The organism is Rhodococcus sp. AW25M09 (assembly GCF_000333955.1).
Lineage (GTDB): Bacteria > Actinomycetota > Actinomycetes > Mycobacteriales > Mycobacteriaceae > Rhodococcoides.
The window spans coordinates 1-14,080 of the sequence record NZ_CAPS01000005.1 but is presented as its reverse complement, the minus strand read 5'-3'; the positions used below and the strand labels follow the sequence as shown (position 1 = coordinate 14,080).

Annotated in this window: 11 protein-coding genes; 5 read left to right on the top strand and 6 right to left on the bottom strand. The window is 66.5% G+C overall.

The annotated features are described in order from the left end of the window. Positions 1 to 23: 23 nt before the first annotated feature. Genes RHODMAR_RS00505 through RHODMAR_RS00490 form a run of 4 tightly spaced genes read left to right on the top strand, consistent with a single transcriptional unit; the run spans position 24 to position 4,562 of the window. Positions 24 to 1,223 carry a glycosyltransferase family 2 protein gene (locus tag RHODMAR_RS00505; RefSeq protein ID WP_051047685.1) on the top strand — a complete coding sequence of 400 codons (1,200 nt, stop codon included), beginning with the start codon at positions 24 to 26 and terminating at the stop codon, positions 1,221 to 1,223. Next, the gene (locus RHODMAR_RS00500) at positions 1,220 to 3,442 is read left to right on the top strand and encodes a hypothetical protein (RefSeq protein ID WP_008710083.1); all 2,223 of its coding nucleotides are present in this window, start codon (positions 1,220 to 1,222) and stop codon (positions 3,440 to 3,442) included. The genes RHODMAR_RS00505 and RHODMAR_RS00500 overlap by 4 nt, the downstream gene beginning before the upstream one ends. Then, positions 3,439 to 3,666 (top strand): hypothetical protein, encoded by a 228-nt coding sequence (locus RHODMAR_RS00495; protein WP_042937374.1) that lies wholly within the window; start codon positions 3,439 to 3,441, stop codon positions 3,664 to 3,666. Before RHODMAR_RS00500 ends, RHODMAR_RS00495 begins: the two co-directional genes overlap by 4 nt. Beyond that, positions 3,663 to 4,562: a glycoside hydrolase family 16 protein gene (locus RHODMAR_RS00490; RefSeq protein ID WP_008710080.1), complete on the top strand. Its 900-nt coding sequence runs from the start codon at positions 3,663 to 3,665 to the stop codon at positions 4,560 to 4,562. Before RHODMAR_RS00495 ends, RHODMAR_RS00490 begins: the two co-directional genes overlap by 4 nt. A gap of 7 nt (positions 4,563 to 4,569) precedes the next feature. Here the strand turns inward: RHODMAR_RS00490 and RHODMAR_RS00485 are convergent, their stop codons facing one another. From RHODMAR_RS00485 to RHODMAR_RS00460, 6 genes are all read right to left on the bottom strand, one after another. Next, on the bottom strand, positions 4,570 to 5,679 hold the full coding sequence (locus RHODMAR_RS00485) for a S1 family peptidase (RefSeq protein ID WP_008710077.1): 1,110 nt from the start codon (positions 5,677 to 5,679) through the stop codon (positions 4,570 to 4,572). 86 nt (positions 5,680 to 5,765) lie between these two features. Further along, positions 5,766 to 7,064, bottom strand: coding sequence for a S1 family peptidase (locus RHODMAR_RS00480; RefSeq protein WP_008710075.1), 1,299 nt, complete (start codon positions 7,062 to 7,064; stop codon positions 5,766 to 5,768). A gap of 75 nt (positions 7,065 to 7,139) precedes the next feature. Next, on the bottom strand, positions 7,140 to 8,771 hold the full coding sequence (locus RHODMAR_RS00475; protein ID WP_008710072.1) for an Hsp70 family protein: 1,632 nt from the start codon (positions 8,769 to 8,771) through the stop codon (positions 7,140 to 7,142). Continuing rightward, positions 8,768 to 9,007 carry a hypothetical protein gene (locus RHODMAR_RS00470; protein ID WP_042937372.1) on the bottom strand — a complete coding sequence of 80 codons (240 nt, stop codon included), beginning with the start codon at positions 9,005 to 9,007 and terminating at the stop codon, positions 8,768 to 8,770. Before RHODMAR_RS00470 ends, RHODMAR_RS00475 begins: the two co-directional genes overlap by 4 nt. A gap of 40 nt (positions 9,008 to 9,047) precedes the next feature. After that, positions 9,048 to 11,558: a helix-turn-helix transcriptional regulator gene (locus RHODMAR_RS00465; protein ID WP_008710070.1), complete on the bottom strand. Its 2,511-nt coding sequence runs from the start codon at positions 11,556 to 11,558 to the stop codon at positions 9,048 to 9,050. Between the two features lie 9 nt (positions 11,559 to 11,567). After that, a complete protein-coding gene (locus tag RHODMAR_RS00460) occupies positions 11,568 to 13,316 on the bottom strand; it encodes an Hsp70 family protein (RefSeq protein ID WP_008710068.1) in 1,749 nt (582 codons plus the stop codon). A gap of 259 nt (positions 13,317 to 13,575) precedes the next feature. Between RHODMAR_RS00460 and RHODMAR_RS00455 the strand changes: the two genes are divergently transcribed. Continuing rightward, positions 13,576 to 14,080 (top strand): IniB N-terminal domain-containing protein (locus RHODMAR_RS00455; protein ID WP_008710066.1); only part of this gene is annotated, 505 nt, incomplete at its 3' end.

The window sequence follows — 14,080 nt, the reverse complement described above, 5'->3', positions numbered from 1 at the left end:
AAGCGGAGCCGGCGAAGCGACCCATGACTTCGGATGCTGGGGCATCCACACGCACACGCTCGTACCGAATCGGAGTTCTGATGCTCGACCACACCACCAACGGCGACTTGCGCCGCCGCACTCCACGGCGGATCGGCGCGGCCCTGCTCGCCATGACGCTGGCCGGCACCGGCTACGTGTTGGCTCCTCGACGGTCGCCTGCCCCGCTGGGCGCGGGAGATCGATTCGGCGACGGCGACGTCATCACCGTCGTCGTCGGCACCGTGGGCCGGCCGTCCTTGCTGGGCACGGTCCACGCCGTGCTCGGCCAGTCCTACCCGGCCGTCGAGCTCGTGGTGGTCGACAACGCACCGACCTCCGGCCGGGTCGAGGACGCATTGAAGTCGATAGACGATCCCCGATGCATCGTCGTGCCAGAGCCGCGTCGTGGGGTGTCGCGAGCCAGAAACACCGGAGTGCGGCACGCGTCCGGCCGGGTGGTTGCGTTCACCGACGACGACGCCGAGCCGGATCGGCATTGGCTGGCGGCGCTGGCCGATGTGTACTCGGCGGATCGAGACGGCGTCGTGGTCGGGGTGACCGGACGCGTCGTCGGACTTGCGGTCGAGACGGATCAGCAGCGCTGGTTCGAGGAATCCGGCTTGTTCGAGAAGGGTGCTCGGCGGACGGTCTGGACCCTGGCATCGACAGGCGCGGTGCCGGACGAGTTGGGCGAGCGCGGAACCGCGGCCCTGTTCCCGTACACAGCCGGGGAGATGGGCAGCGGTAACAACATGTCGTTCCGAAAGCGGGCCTTCGAGTCGCTCGCCGGCTTCGACGAGAGAATCGGCCCCGGCACCCCCACCAAGGGCGGCGAGGACCTGGAGTTGTTCCGAAGAGCTGTGCTGCGCGGTGGAACGATCGTCTACTCGCCGACGGCCGTCGTCGGTCATCATCATCGGGCCGATCATGCCGCACTACGGCAGCAGATGTTTGGGTACGGGAGCGGAATGGCCGCCATCGTCACCAAGCTGTTCCTCGACGGCGGAGTACCGGCGCGCGCGCTGCTCGGCCGACTCCCGACCGCTTTTCGTATGCTCCTTGCACCCGAGGAGAACCGATTCGCCGTCGGGGCTCCGCCCATGCCCCGCGACCTCAAGCTCATCGAGCTGTTCGGTTATCTGTGTGGCCCGTTCCTGTATGTCAAGGCCATCACGGTCCGCAGGCCTGGGACCAACTCGTGACCGTCGCCGACACGGCAAAGACACCTGACGGCGTGGGTACGGCAGAGTCGGCGCGTCCCCAGGCCGGCTTCCGGGGTGCGCAGGCGCTGCTGTTTGCCGCCGCTGCGGTGGCCATCGCGTCGACGTTGCTGGCCATCTTGGCCGGATCCGATCATGCGGACGCGCTGCCGAACGGGCTACGAGTGGCGGTGGTGGTCGCTGCAGTGACCCTGCTGCCCGGCGCTCCGATAGCGGTACTGCTGCGCATTCGGCAGCCGGCTCTGGTGGGGTCGGTCACGGTCTCGATCTCGTTCGCGACGATGCTGATCATCGCCCAGGCCGAGGTGGTGACCGGAAACCTCAAGCCGGTGACGGTGCAGCTCTACATCTGTGCGGTCTCGGCCGCCCTCATTCTGTGGTCGTCGCGGACCTTGGTGAGCGCTGCGCCTCGTCCGAGTCCTGCCCGGGCCGTGGTGGTGACCCGATGCGTGCTGCTGGGTGCGCTCGTCGTTGCGGTCGCGTTGTTCGCCCACGCGACGAAGGTGTTGCGACCTCAGGCGTCCGGGGCGCTCGGGGTCATCACCCACATCGGCATCAGCTATCTGGTCGCGCTGCTGATCGTGGCGGCGGTCATCGCAGTTGCCCTGTCCAGGGCCCGTCTCGACTCGGTGGTACTCGGCGCAGCCGGTCTCGCGCTGATCATGTTCACCACCATGTACGTGTCGTTGGCCGACGGCGTCACATCGGTCCCGACGGCGTACACCCACCGCGGACTGATCGATATCATCGCGTCGTTGCAGGGGTTGCCGCCGCCGTCGGACGCGCGGTTCAGCTGGGCCGGATTCTTCTCGGCCGGTGCCCATATGTCCGGGGCCGGTGGACTGTCGGATCTGTCTCCGATGCTGCTGTGGGCTCCGCTCTTCTACGGCGGCTTGACCATGCTGCCGCTGTATTCGATTGCACTGTCACTCACCGGGCGCAAGCGTGTCGCGTGGATCGCGGTCATCCTCTACCTGTCGTTCAACTGGTACCAGCAGGACTATTTCGCGCCGCAGCCGACCGCGACCATGCTGTATCTCACCATCTGCGCCCTGCTGCTCTGGCAGCTGCGCGTCGCGCCCCTTCCGGCGGCACCGTCGTCCTGGCGACTGTGGATCGTCGCAGTACCGCGACGCACTCTCGGCACCGTCCGCGGATTCGGTGCGGGCAGAACCCTTGCCGTCGAGGCGCTGATGGTCGTCCTGATCGCGGCAATCGTCATCACCCACCAGCTGACACCGATCGTGTTGATCGCAGCCCTGTTCCTGTTTTCGCTCACCGGCACAACGCGATACCGCCTGTTGTGGTTGTTCGCTGTGGCGCTGTTCGTGGCGTGGTTCAGCTACGGAGCAGTCGACTACTGGAAGGGCCACCTGGCCTACGTGCTCGGCGACGTCGGGCAGGTATCCGGTGCCGTGCAGGGCGGCGTCAGCGACCGCATCGGTGCCGATCCGCTGTACCAGAAAATGCAGTATCTGCGGCTTGCGGCCTCGGGCGCGCTTCTCGTCTTCGCGTTCGCGGGCTGGTTGACGTACTGCAAGCGGACGACGTGGCTCATGGGTGGTCTGCTGTGCATGGTGCCGTTCGGCCTGGTTCTGGTGCAGAGTTACGGCGGCGAAGTGGTGATCCGTTGCTTCGTGCTGGCCTCACCGTTCGTCGCACCCTATGCGGCGGACGCACTGGTTCGCACGTTCGCGATCCTCCGCCGGCTCACGCGTCGAGCGGCTGCACCACGCCACTGGACACGAACGATTGCCGCAACCGCCGCGATTCTGGGAATCGCCCTGATATTGACCGCAACTCGAGGGTTGAACACCTCGTTCGAGCACACCGACGAGGATCAGATTCGATACGGAGACGCGCTGATGCGGTCGGTCCCGAAAGGCTCGGAAATCATGGTTATCGGAACAGCCGCCGGTTTGGTGTCCGCTCGCTATTTCGACGACGTCAGAGTGGCGACCATGGAGTCGTTCGAGTGCCTCGACGATCTCAGCGGCTGTGTGCGAAGTGAGAATCCCGATTTCGTGTTCACGACCCGACAGTCCTCGGCGCAGATCTATCTGCAGTACGGGTACTCGCAGTCGGTCGTCGACCAACAATTGGGCGTGTTGGTCGGATCGGACCAGTATCGAGTGGTGGTCGAGACCGCCGACCTGACCATCCTGCAGAACACATCCACTCCGCCGGTGGTGCTCAAATGATCGCGCTGTGGATGGGATTTCTCGCATTCGGTGCCCTGTTCGTGGCACTCGTCGTTTCGTCGGTACTGCGTGAACGTGAGGTCCCGACCGATGGCGCGATCGGGCGCGGTGGCAGCCGCCGCATGAACCGCGCGGGAGTGCTGTCGGTGGTGCTGATCGTGCTGTTGGTGCTGGCAGCGGCCGTCGTGATCGTACGGTTCCAGCAGATTGCGATCTGGGAGTGAGTATTGGACGCGTCCTGTCGGTGTCTCTGCTGGTCGTAGCGACAACGGTCTCCTGCGCGCAGACCAACCACTTCGAACCTGCCCTGGTCAGCAGTGAACGGTGCGATCCGATGGCGGCCGACGTGATGTCGGGGGACGCGGTGCCCAGGGAGGACCCGCCGGGTTGGCACCAGATCTTCGTCGACGATTTCGACAGGTGCGATCTCGGCGACAACTGGGGTGCCTACTACGGCCGTCCCGGAGGTGACCCGGCCAGTTGGTGGGATTACGAGCAGGCCTCTGTCAGCGGTGGTGCGCTTCGGCTGCGCGCAGAGCAGAAGGATGGTCGCTGGGTGACCGGCGGCGCATCGAATTCGCCGGTGTCCCAGAAGTACGGCAAGTGGGATGTGCGACTGCGCGCAGACCGTTCGGACGAGATCAGCTATCACATTCTGTTGTGGCCTGCCGATGAGGTCTGGCCGCCGGAGATCGACATCGCCGAAAGTGCAGACGGGACCCGGCAGACGATGTCCTCGTTCCTGCACTGGAGTGGAGAAAAAGACGAGCATCACTTCTCGCAGGCGGACCTACAGTTGGACACGAACCAATGGCAGACCGTCGGAGTCGAATGGGACCCAGAACAGATCAGATACATGGTCAACGGAAAGGTATGGGCGCGAACCCCATTGGGTGCGTCGATTCCGGAGGACTCCGATGTGGCTCGGGATTCAGGCTCAAGCAGGGGCGTGCACCAAGCTCGAATACTGGGGTGTGGGGGAGTGCGGCCGGGCGGGAACTCCCGAAGTCGCCTACGTGGACGTCGACTGGGTATCGGTGTACGAGTCGGACGGATCGGCGTCGAACGTGCAGGACACACCGTCGGGATCGGTTCTGCTGGAACAACAGAATTAACGTGACCGAGGTCTACGACGTCCGGATGCTCAGGCCGGGGTTCTCGGCGAGTACGTCGTTGATGGGTGTGGCGAACAGTTCGGGACGCTGGCCCTGCATCATGGTGAAGAGGGTCGCGAACTCGCAGGATGGCTGATCGCCCACAGTGGAGGCGCTGGAAATGCCGACGGCGAGGGTGCCGCTGACGACGGGTCCACCACTGTCGCCGCGCAGGGCGCAGATGGAGGTGCTGAAGCTGCGATCCAGAACGCCCTCACCCATGGCGACGCTGCGACCGGTGGAAAGAATGGTGCCGCAACTGAATCCGGTTCGCGAACCGGATTTGCAGACCGGTGCACCCACGATGGGGTCCACTGTTCCGGTGACGTGCAGTGGACCTGCGCCGGGAACTCGCACCGCGTTGCCCTCGAATGATCCGATGTTGTTGTCGTCGATGTCGATCAAGGCGTAATCGTTGTGCGACTGGCTGGTTCGGTAGAACGAGCCGAATTTCGACCCGACGAGACTGCCGTACATGGGGTACGCACCCGTCGAGGACGCGGAACCGGTAGCGCCCGTGCCCGGATCGCAGTGCCCGGCGGTGATGTTGACGGCTCCGCGCTTCGTATCGAGCGCATTGAAGCCGAGGGAGCAGCGCAGACCGAGACCGGCCGGTGTGCCGGCGAGAAAGCTGTCGCCGCCGAGGTAGGAACTGGCACGAATCGGACCGGCGGTGAGCGAAGGGTCGAACGGCAACAGGTCCAGGAGTGGTCGAACCGCGACGTGCACGGCGGGCGGGACGTCGATTGCGGATGCGTCGACCAACAAACCGGCAGCCGACGCCGCGTCGGCCACCTCGGTGTGAGTCGGTCCGCCGGCTACCGCGACGACAGGTCGACCGTCGTCGTCGAGCCAGGAACCCGTGACGCCCTCGGAACCGATGGTGGCGGTGAACTCTGCCAACCGGCGAGCCGCATCGGCTCGGTCGAGAAATTGTTGCGGATTCAAGCCGAGGTCACGGGCCACGGCTTCGGCCAGCGCGGGCGACAGCAGTGGCTCGGCAGCTGCCCGTGGCGCGGACACCGCCATTCCCATCAGGCACGACACGACAACGATCGACAGTCCGAGCGCACGGCGACGCATGGATAACCCCTCCCAAGGCACCACGATGTGATGCCATTCACTTCGGGTACGACTATAGGGGGTTACGTGGCTCCGGCATGACCGCGCTACTCGGTTCGCAGGGTTGCCCCGGTGGCTCCTATGACCTGATCGATGGGAATGCCCAGGCTCGCGGTGCCGCCGTATTGCGCCAAAGTCAGGTTGGCTTCGTTGCAATCGGGTGCGCCGCCACTGTTGGATCCGCTGGTGATGCCGAGTGCGAGCGTTCCGGTCACGATCGCACCGCCGCTGTCACCCGCCAGAGTGCATGCGGTGCTGGCGAATCCACGAACGGTACGGGACGTGCCGTCCTCCATGTAGAGCTGAGTCTCGACGCGGTCTGCGGCAACGATTCCGCAGGTGAACGACGAGGACTGTCCGGACTTGCAGACCGGCGCTCCGATCACGGGAGCCGCTGTTCCGGTGATGGCGACGGTGCTGCCGTTGGCTCCGCGCACGGTAGGACGGTCCAGACCGGAGGTGATGCCCGAGTCGTTCAGGGCGATCACCGACCAGTCGAGGCCGTCCTGTGCGCCCAGGCTCGATCGATCGAACGTCCCGATTTGCGTGCTGCGTGCGATGTCCGACGGATCCGGAAGGTAGACCGGCGCGCCGCCGACTCCGGTGGCCTTGTTCGGATTGCAGTGTCCAGCAGTGAGATTGACCGCGGCACCGGAGCCGTCGACGGCATTGAAACCGAACGAGCAGATGCTGATGTCGGTGGTCGGCGCTTGGCCGATCGGCCCGGGCGTCGTGACGTAGGTGTCGCCGCCCATGGGGGTCGGATCGGCCGGACCGTTTCCTCCGGGAGACAGAATGACCTTGATATTGGCCAATAGCGTCGGCAGGTTGAGGGCCCTACCGATCGGGCTGTTCACCAGGTCGACGACGATCTGATTGTCGATGAAATCTATTGCTGTTCCGTTGATCTGCTGGGAGATCTCACGAGGGAGGGCGGCGATCCAACTGTTGAGATCTGCCAGCGACTTCTCCAGCCCATCCGCCGACACCGGTGACTGCGCTGTGGCGTAACCGTCCTTGGCGACGGCCTGTGCTGCGGCAGGTGAGGTGACAGCGACGACGGCATTGCCGTCGGGCCCGATCCAGGCACCGGCAAAATCCGCCGGACGGCTGGCCCGGAAGTCCGAGGCGTAGGCGGACAGTTCCTGAGCGCGAGCCGCCCGATCGAGATACTCCTGCGGGGAGATGTTCAGATCTCGTTGCACGGCCTCGACGAGCTCGGCGGGAAGCTGATCGGCGGCAGCTTGGACGACGGGATCGGCGGCCGCTGTTCCGGAAAACGAAGCAACGATCACGAAAGCCGTCGAACACAGCACTGCAGCACGCAGCGCCCCGGTGTTACGCATGAAATCCCTTCATCGGGTGCTAGGTATCAGCGACCTACCATAGGGCATCAGGCGCGTAGCCAGTGTTGTCGCAGCTCAGGGCTGAGTTTCCGTAGGTGTCGTGTCGGTTGTGGTGGCGGTCGTCGTAGTCGCCTCGGCCGGGGTAGTGGTCACCGCTGTCGTGGTGGCCGCGGGCGTGGTGGTGGTGACGACGGGCTCAGGCGTCGGCTCAGGCATGGGCTCGGGTACGGGTGCCGGCGGCGGGGCGGGAAGGGGTGCGGGTTGGGGCGGAACGTACGGCTCGTAGGTCGGTTCGTCGACCACCGGTGCCACGATCGCCGGCGGAGCGGGAGAAGCAGTCGTGGTCGACGGCGTGCGAGTGGAGGTGACGACCGGCGAGCCGGCATCGGTGACGGTCGGGGGCGGCGCCGCGGGCGAACCACCGAACACTCCACTGACTGCCGCGATGGCGAGGACGATGACCACGCCTGCAGCAGCGCCGGCAATGATGGTGGCGATGGTTCGTGAGCGTTCGCTGCGTCCCGTTTTCGCACCGGACGACGGGGCGGCCATGTCTCCGGTGTCCGACGCGCTGTCCTGGGCCGGCTCGATCGGTTCGGACCGGAATCCCGACGCTCCGAACAACGGTGCCGCCGCGGGAATCGCCTGGGAGAATGCGAGGGACTTCTCCGGCGCGACCACCGGAATGGCGTCGGTATCGAGGGAGTCGTTGCCGTCGTTGCGGGTGACGACCGGCGCGGCACCGGTGACCAGGGAGTTGCCGTCGACATCCTCGATCTCTGCGAGCATCAGTGCGCCGCGGGTTGCGGCGAGCGGCTCGACGAGCAGTGGGCCCGAGGATCGTTCGGCGATCTCCGCCGCCACCGGCGGGAGTGCTGCGCTGCCTCCGGTGAGCACCATGGTGTCGGTCTGCGGCACGTCGAGGGTGCGCACCGCCGGCTCGATCAGGTTCGCGAACTCGGCTCGCGTGATGGTCGTGGTGTGCGACAGACCCGGCAGTTCCACCGAGATGACGGCGTCCTCGGCTGTACTCAGTGTGTGTTTGGCTGCCTCACAGGAGGCGACGACGCCTGCCAGGGCGCTCCGGACTGCCTCGTCGGACAGGTCGATGTGCTCACGATCGGTCACCACGTGATCGAACAGTGCGTCGGTGAAGACATCCCCGCTCACGGCGGTGGTGCGGACGGTTCCACCTCCCGGGTATGTGGAGATGTCGGTGCCGGTGGCACCGATGTCGATCACCGTGGCACCCAACCCGGGGTTGCGCTGAGCGAACGTGCTGACGGCTTTCGCATCGGGCACCAAGGCGACCGAGGTGAGGCCGGCGTGGTCGAGGGCGTCGCGCAGGAGAGCGACGCTGTCGCGCGGCCATCGCGTCGGGTACGTCATGGTCGTCACAGGCGTCTCGCCGGACTCGACCGTGGCAGCCACCAGGGAAACCAGGCAGTTGGCGGCGTTGGCCATCAGATCCTCGGCGCGGTAGGCCTCGGCCTCGGGGTCGAGGTCCTCCTGCCGGCCGACCAGGTCCACGAACCGAGTGAACGGTGCTGTGTCGGCGGGTTCACCGAGATGTGCGCGCCCGTCCTCGTCGAATCTCAGTGTCGTCGGCAGTACGACGATCGTCGGTTCCTCGTCCGAGTGGGCGCGATGGACCGCGACCGACCTGGTATTGCCGATGGTGATGCCGAGATGTCTTGCACCGCTCATGGATTTGCCCCTGTCGATCGGTCCTTCGGCGTTCGGCCGGAGTCCGAGGCGTCCCGACCCGCTGGATCCGGTCCGGGTTCGGGCGGGTCCTGTTCGGGACTGTCGATGGGTGCGTCGGTCGTCTCGAGCGGACGAGGTGCGACGGGATCGATCTCGGCTGCGACGGCACGATCGTCGTCCAGATAGAGGCCGACGTCCGGTGCGCCGACGCGCACAGGGCGGGGCTGCTCTGTCATGGGGTCATACCTGTTTTCGGTCGGGAGTGATTCTCTGTTCCTATGTCGCTTCGGGGCCTTGCACAGTTACAGGGCTGACAGTTGCGCTGGTCGAAGCCCCGTAGCCCATGGCACGCAGCATCGAGATCAGCTCTGAACGAGACTCGGCCCCGAGCCTGCGCCGAATTCGAGCCACATGATGTTCGACGGTTTTCGGCGAGATGTAGAGGCGGCTGCCCACCTCGCGGTAGGTCACTCCGAGTACGAGCAGTTCCGCGACCTCGGCTTCGCGTTCGCTCAGAGAACCACTCGGTGTGGGCGTAGTTCCCGGATTGTCCCGTTGGTGTGTGGTGGGCTGCCGCAGCGACCGGGCGATGTGCAGCAACGAGGTGGCCGTCGCGGTATCGGTGACGGTGAGGGCGGCCTCGCTCGCCAAGCGGGCTCCATCCCAGGGCAGCCCGAAGGTGGTCAGCGTGCGCGCCGAATTCTCGACAGCGGTCGCATCGGGTCTGCCTTGCAACACGCCGAGCCAGGCGCGGCCGGCGGCAGCCAGTGCGGCGCTGTACGGATGGGTCGGAGCGGCCGCGGCCAGAGACTTGGCGTGCGGCACCAACGCGTCGGGTGTCTGGGCCACGATGGCGGCCTGAACCTGATACCAATGCAGCGCGGACGCCCAGATCGGCGGATCTCCGAGCGCCGCGAGCAGATCGTTGGCCTGCGTGACGAGATGTTCGACGCGGTCGACCTGGCCGAGTCGGGTTGCTGCCAAGAGTAATTCGCCCAGGGGTAGCAGCGCGAACAGGTCTGCGGAGTACTCGGAGATCACGTTCTGTGCGTGGGTCCAGGCCGTGATCAGTGATCCTGCATCACCGGATCTGCGGGCCAGGCCCACCCGAATCGCGTGCAGAAAGAGCTGATTACGGACGTGCGACACCGGAATCCGAAGAGCGTCGATCGCAGAGCTCGCATCGGCTGCATCTCCGCGCAGCATCGACGCCCAGGCTCCGATGAGGCTCAACCTGGTATGTGCCTCGGATCCTGGACGATGTTCGGGGAGCGCTCGCGTCAGAATGGAGTCGACGCGGGTGAGGTCGCCGCAGTGCACGGCATGCACGGCGGCAATGGCCGCAGCAGTGTCGGGGATGCACGATCGGTCGGATACGTTGCCCATCAATGTTATTGCGCGCATCATCGAGTTCGCGGCGGCACTCGCTGCGGCTGCGCTGCGCGAGTCGATGGACTCGACTACACCGGTCACGAGCAAGGTGCCCGACGCCGTGCTGGAGGTCGGCGCAAGGGCGGACACCGCGGCCATCGACCGGTCTGCGGCGCTGCGATCACCGGCCGCGGCAGCGGACAGCGCCGCCCACACCACATCGGGCCCCAGCCGATCGTCGCCGAGCCAGGTGAACAGTTGCGCACTGCGCGAGAGCATTCCACGCTGCGCCGCAATCGAGGCCGAGACCCGCACCGCTGTGCGCAGATCCGAAGAATCACAGTCCGCGGCGATGTCGAGTACCACGTCGGCGTAGCGACCCGCCTCGTCCAGGTCGCCGGTGGCGGCCGCGACCTCCGACCTGCGGGCCGCCAGTGCCGACGAGTCGAAGCCGGCGTCCACCGCTGCGTCGTACAGGGCTCCGGCTGTCTCGATCGACGCCGAATCGGCTTGCTGTACAAGAAAATCCGCCAGACCCGCGTGGACGACGCCACGCTCGGCCAACGCACGTGCGGCGATGGCGTCGAGCACGCGGGATCGGGCAGCGACATCGGTGATGGAGTCGAGCAGGGTGCGGCAGCGTCGATCGCCGATCAACTCGATCAGCGGGGCCTCGGCCGATGGAATCAACGTTCCGGTGGAATCGAGGACGCCGGAGCCGAACGCGAGGTCGACAAGCGACTCGGCCTCGCTCTCGCGCGCGACGATCTGCGCGGCCGTGGCGGGCTCGGGTGGCATCCCGAATCGAGCTGCGAGTAGCAGTGCGCGGGTGTCGTCGGTGGTCTCGATCAACATCCGGCGGTGCTGCTCGGCAACCGATTCGGTCACCGTTCGCAGGGGAGCCGGATCGGAGCGATCACTGCCGAGTGCAGTCAACGCCGCGTCGACTGCGGCCAGGATTCCGCCGGTGGATTTGGCGATGGCACCGGCCAGCGCGGCCGACAGAGGCCGTGCGATTGCGGCCGAACGCGCGGCGATGGACGTCTTGTCCAGTGGAACCAGTGTCAGTCGAGCGGGACCAGCGGAAGCGATCATCTTCTCGATCCGAGAGTCGAACCTGCGCGGTGCGGTCGCCACTATCAGAGTGATGTCCGAGCGTGTTGCGGCAGCGGCAATCTCGTCCAACCGCTGGTCCGACAACAGGTGCGCATCGTCGATCAGAACCGTCGCCCCGGACGGCGCGTCGGCGATGCTGCCGGGGTACGGATCTACCGACGCCGCGACCGCGTCGAGAACAGCGGAGCGACCGGAGCCGTTCACCCCGACGACGACATGAAACCCCCTGGTGCCGAGCGCATCACGAACGAAGCGATCGGCGCGCTCGACGCCGACGAGTGTCGATCGGGTGCTGGTCACGGTCGGGCGTCAGCCGATCGGGAGGATCTGGCCCGGAAGATTGAGTACCCCGTCGAGCGTCTTGTCGACAGTGTTAGCGGTGTTCGGGAGGGGGTTGGTGAAGGTGGGGGCCTGGTAGCTGGGGACTTGCACGTTCGGAGCCTGAGGTGCCGGGGGAAGCTGCACGGCGGGTGGTTGGTAGTTGGGAACCGTCGGGGCCGCGACCGAGGGGATGGTCGGCACGGTTGCTGCGCCGTTGCCGGCGGGAGCAGGGGCGGGTGCTCCGGCGGCCGGGGCACCAGCGACCGGGGCGCCGGTGGCCGGGTCGATCTGCGTCACCGAGCCGTCGGAGTTGACCACCGTGCGCGGGGCACCATCGGATGCGGCTGGCGCAGAGCCATTTTCATCGGTTGCTGTCGTCGTGGCGACGTCTGCCACCGCTGCGGTGGTCCCCGGTGTCGTGGTTCCCGAGATCGAGGTCTCCGCGTTGGATTCGGCCGGAGTGGTGTTGTCGGACGTCAGCGCCGTGCCCACCGACAGGCCACCGCCTGCGAGAAGCGCGAGGACGACGACGGATCCAGCGACGAGGCCGGCCTTCTTGCGGCCGGACATGCCCTCATCGGACTGGACGGCGGTGGGTGTCGGCGCGGGCCTGGGGGTCGGGCGTGCCATCGGAGCCGCCGTGGCTGCGGAAGCCACGGACGCGGCGGGAACCGCGGCCAGGGCTGCCGCGTCGTCGGCTGCGGTGGCGTCGGCGATGTCGCTGCCGAGGATCGCGGCACCGACGGCGACGGTGAGTTCGGGGCGCGGTCCGGCCACGACGGGTGCCCGCAGTTCGGACGAGATGAGCTCGGCAACCAGCGGCATGGCTGCGCTGCCACCGACGAGCACCACCTGGTCGATGTCGGTGACCTCGAGCCCGGCGGCGGTGACGGCGTCACGCACGACTCCGATCGACGCCATCAGCGATGCACGCACGAGTTCTTCGATCTCGGAGCGCACCAGACGAACCTCGGTCTGCAGACCGGGCAGTTCGACGGTCAGAGAGGTGGACGTGTCGTAGGAGAGCTGTTCCTTCGCCTCGCTGCAGCGGGCTCGCAATTCCACCAAAGCCCCGACGGTGTCGGGGTCGAAGGGATCGAAATCGAAGGACTGGCTTCCCGAGACCGTGTCGAGGACGTACTGCATGATCGCGTGGTCGAACTGCGCGCCGCCGAACTCCGGTGAGTGAACCCCCGTGCCGACGACGCCTGCGTCGGAGCCGGTCCGTAGCAGGGTCACGTCGAGTGCGCTGGCACCGAGGTCGTAGACCACGGCCAGGCCGTCGGACTGTGGCCCCCGTGTCACCTCGAGCCACCGCATCGTGGCAACGGACTCGGGTACCAGCGTGACGTCGGCCAGCCCTGCGCGGTCCAACGCCTCACCGAGAACCTCGGCGGTGTATGCGGTCCAGTTGGTGGGGTGGGTGACGACGACGGTCGGGGTGGAATCCGATCCGGCGGAGGCTTCGGCGACGAGTGCGCGAGTAGCGGTGGCATACAGATCCTCGGCGAGGTGCGTGCGTCCGTCGTCGTCGATCAGCTCCACCGGATCGCCGACCCGGTCGGCGAATCCACCGATAGAATTCCGCCTCGATCGATCCCACAGTTCGACCAAGCTCGGGGCCGCTCCGGGGCGAAGGTGGAGCGCCGAACGCTTGACCACCGAGGAGACGGGGTCGGTATCGAGGGCAGCTACAGCCGTCGCCGAGCCGATACGGATGCCGAGTCCTGCGTTCATGTTCGTGTCGCCGCCTTCATCTCGCCCAGCCGTCGGTAGTACTGCCGTCACTCGCATTGTCGGCCGGCACTGGCTATTCGTTACGTCTCACAGCAGGTTAGAGCGTGGAACGAGTGAAATCCCCTAAAGCACCAAGATCCCTAACGAAACCCCCCTGGCAACCCCGGGGGGAGTAGGGGGATCGCCCCCGTTGGGCGGGGGCCCGCCGATGCCTAGATTTGTGATCAACCACGAAGCACCCCTCGTCAAGGAGACCCAGATGGCTACCAACGCCGTACTCGATTTCATCCTCAGCCTGCTGCGCGATGACCAGGCTGCCGCCGCATACTGCGCCAACCCCCAGACGGCTCTGGCCGCCGCGGGCCTCGGCGATGTGACCCATGCGGACATCGTTGCGGTTGCTCCGCTGGTCGCCGAATCGGGACTGTTCGCCGGAGCCGGCAGCCAGCTCTCGGCCATCTTGGGTGCCGGCGGATCCGCAGGCCTCGACGGCGCACTCGCCGGGGGAGCGAGCCTCGGCGGAGGCTTGTCGGCCGGTCTCGGGCTGGCCGCAGGCGCAGTCGCCGGTGGCGGACTCGCAGCGGGCGGCAGCCTGACCGGTGGCATCGACGTTACGGGCGAGATTGCGGCATCCCTGCAAGCAGCACTCGCTGCGGCGCTGGCGGTGGGCGGGCAGATCGGTGCCGAACTCGGTGCCGCGTTCGGTGGTGCCTTCGACGCATTGATCGGTGCAGGCGCAGGTATCGGCGGCGGTGCCGGTCTCG

Bases quoted from the DNA above. Each gene is read 5' to 3' on its own strand.
- RHODMAR_RS00505 (WP_051047685.1), top strand. From the start codon at position 24: ATGACTTCGGATGCTGGGGCATCCACACGCACACGCTCGTACCGAATC.
- RHODMAR_RS00495 (WP_042937374.1), top strand. From the start codon at position 3,439: ATGATCGCGCTGTGGATGGGATTTCTCGCATTCGGTGCCCTGTTCGTG.
- RHODMAR_RS00485 (WP_008710077.1), bottom strand. From the start codon at position 5,679: ATGCGTCGCCGTGCGCTCGGACTGTCGATCGTTGTCGTGTCGTGCCTG.
- RHODMAR_RS00480 (WP_008710075.1), bottom strand. From the start codon at position 7,064: ATGCGTAACACCGGGGCGCTGCGTGCTGCAGTGCTGTGTTCGACGGCT.
- RHODMAR_RS00475 (WP_008710072.1), bottom strand. From the start codon at position 8,771: ATGAGCGGTGCAAGACATCTCGGCATCACCATCGGCAATACCAGGTCG.
- RHODMAR_RS00470 (WP_042937372.1), bottom strand. From the start codon at position 9,007: ATGACAGAGCAGCCCCGCCCTGTGCGCGTCGGCGCACCGGACGTCGGC.
- RHODMAR_RS00460 (WP_008710068.1), bottom strand. From the start codon at position 13,316: ATGAACGCAGGACTCGGCATCCGTATCGGCTCGGCGACGGCTGTAGCT.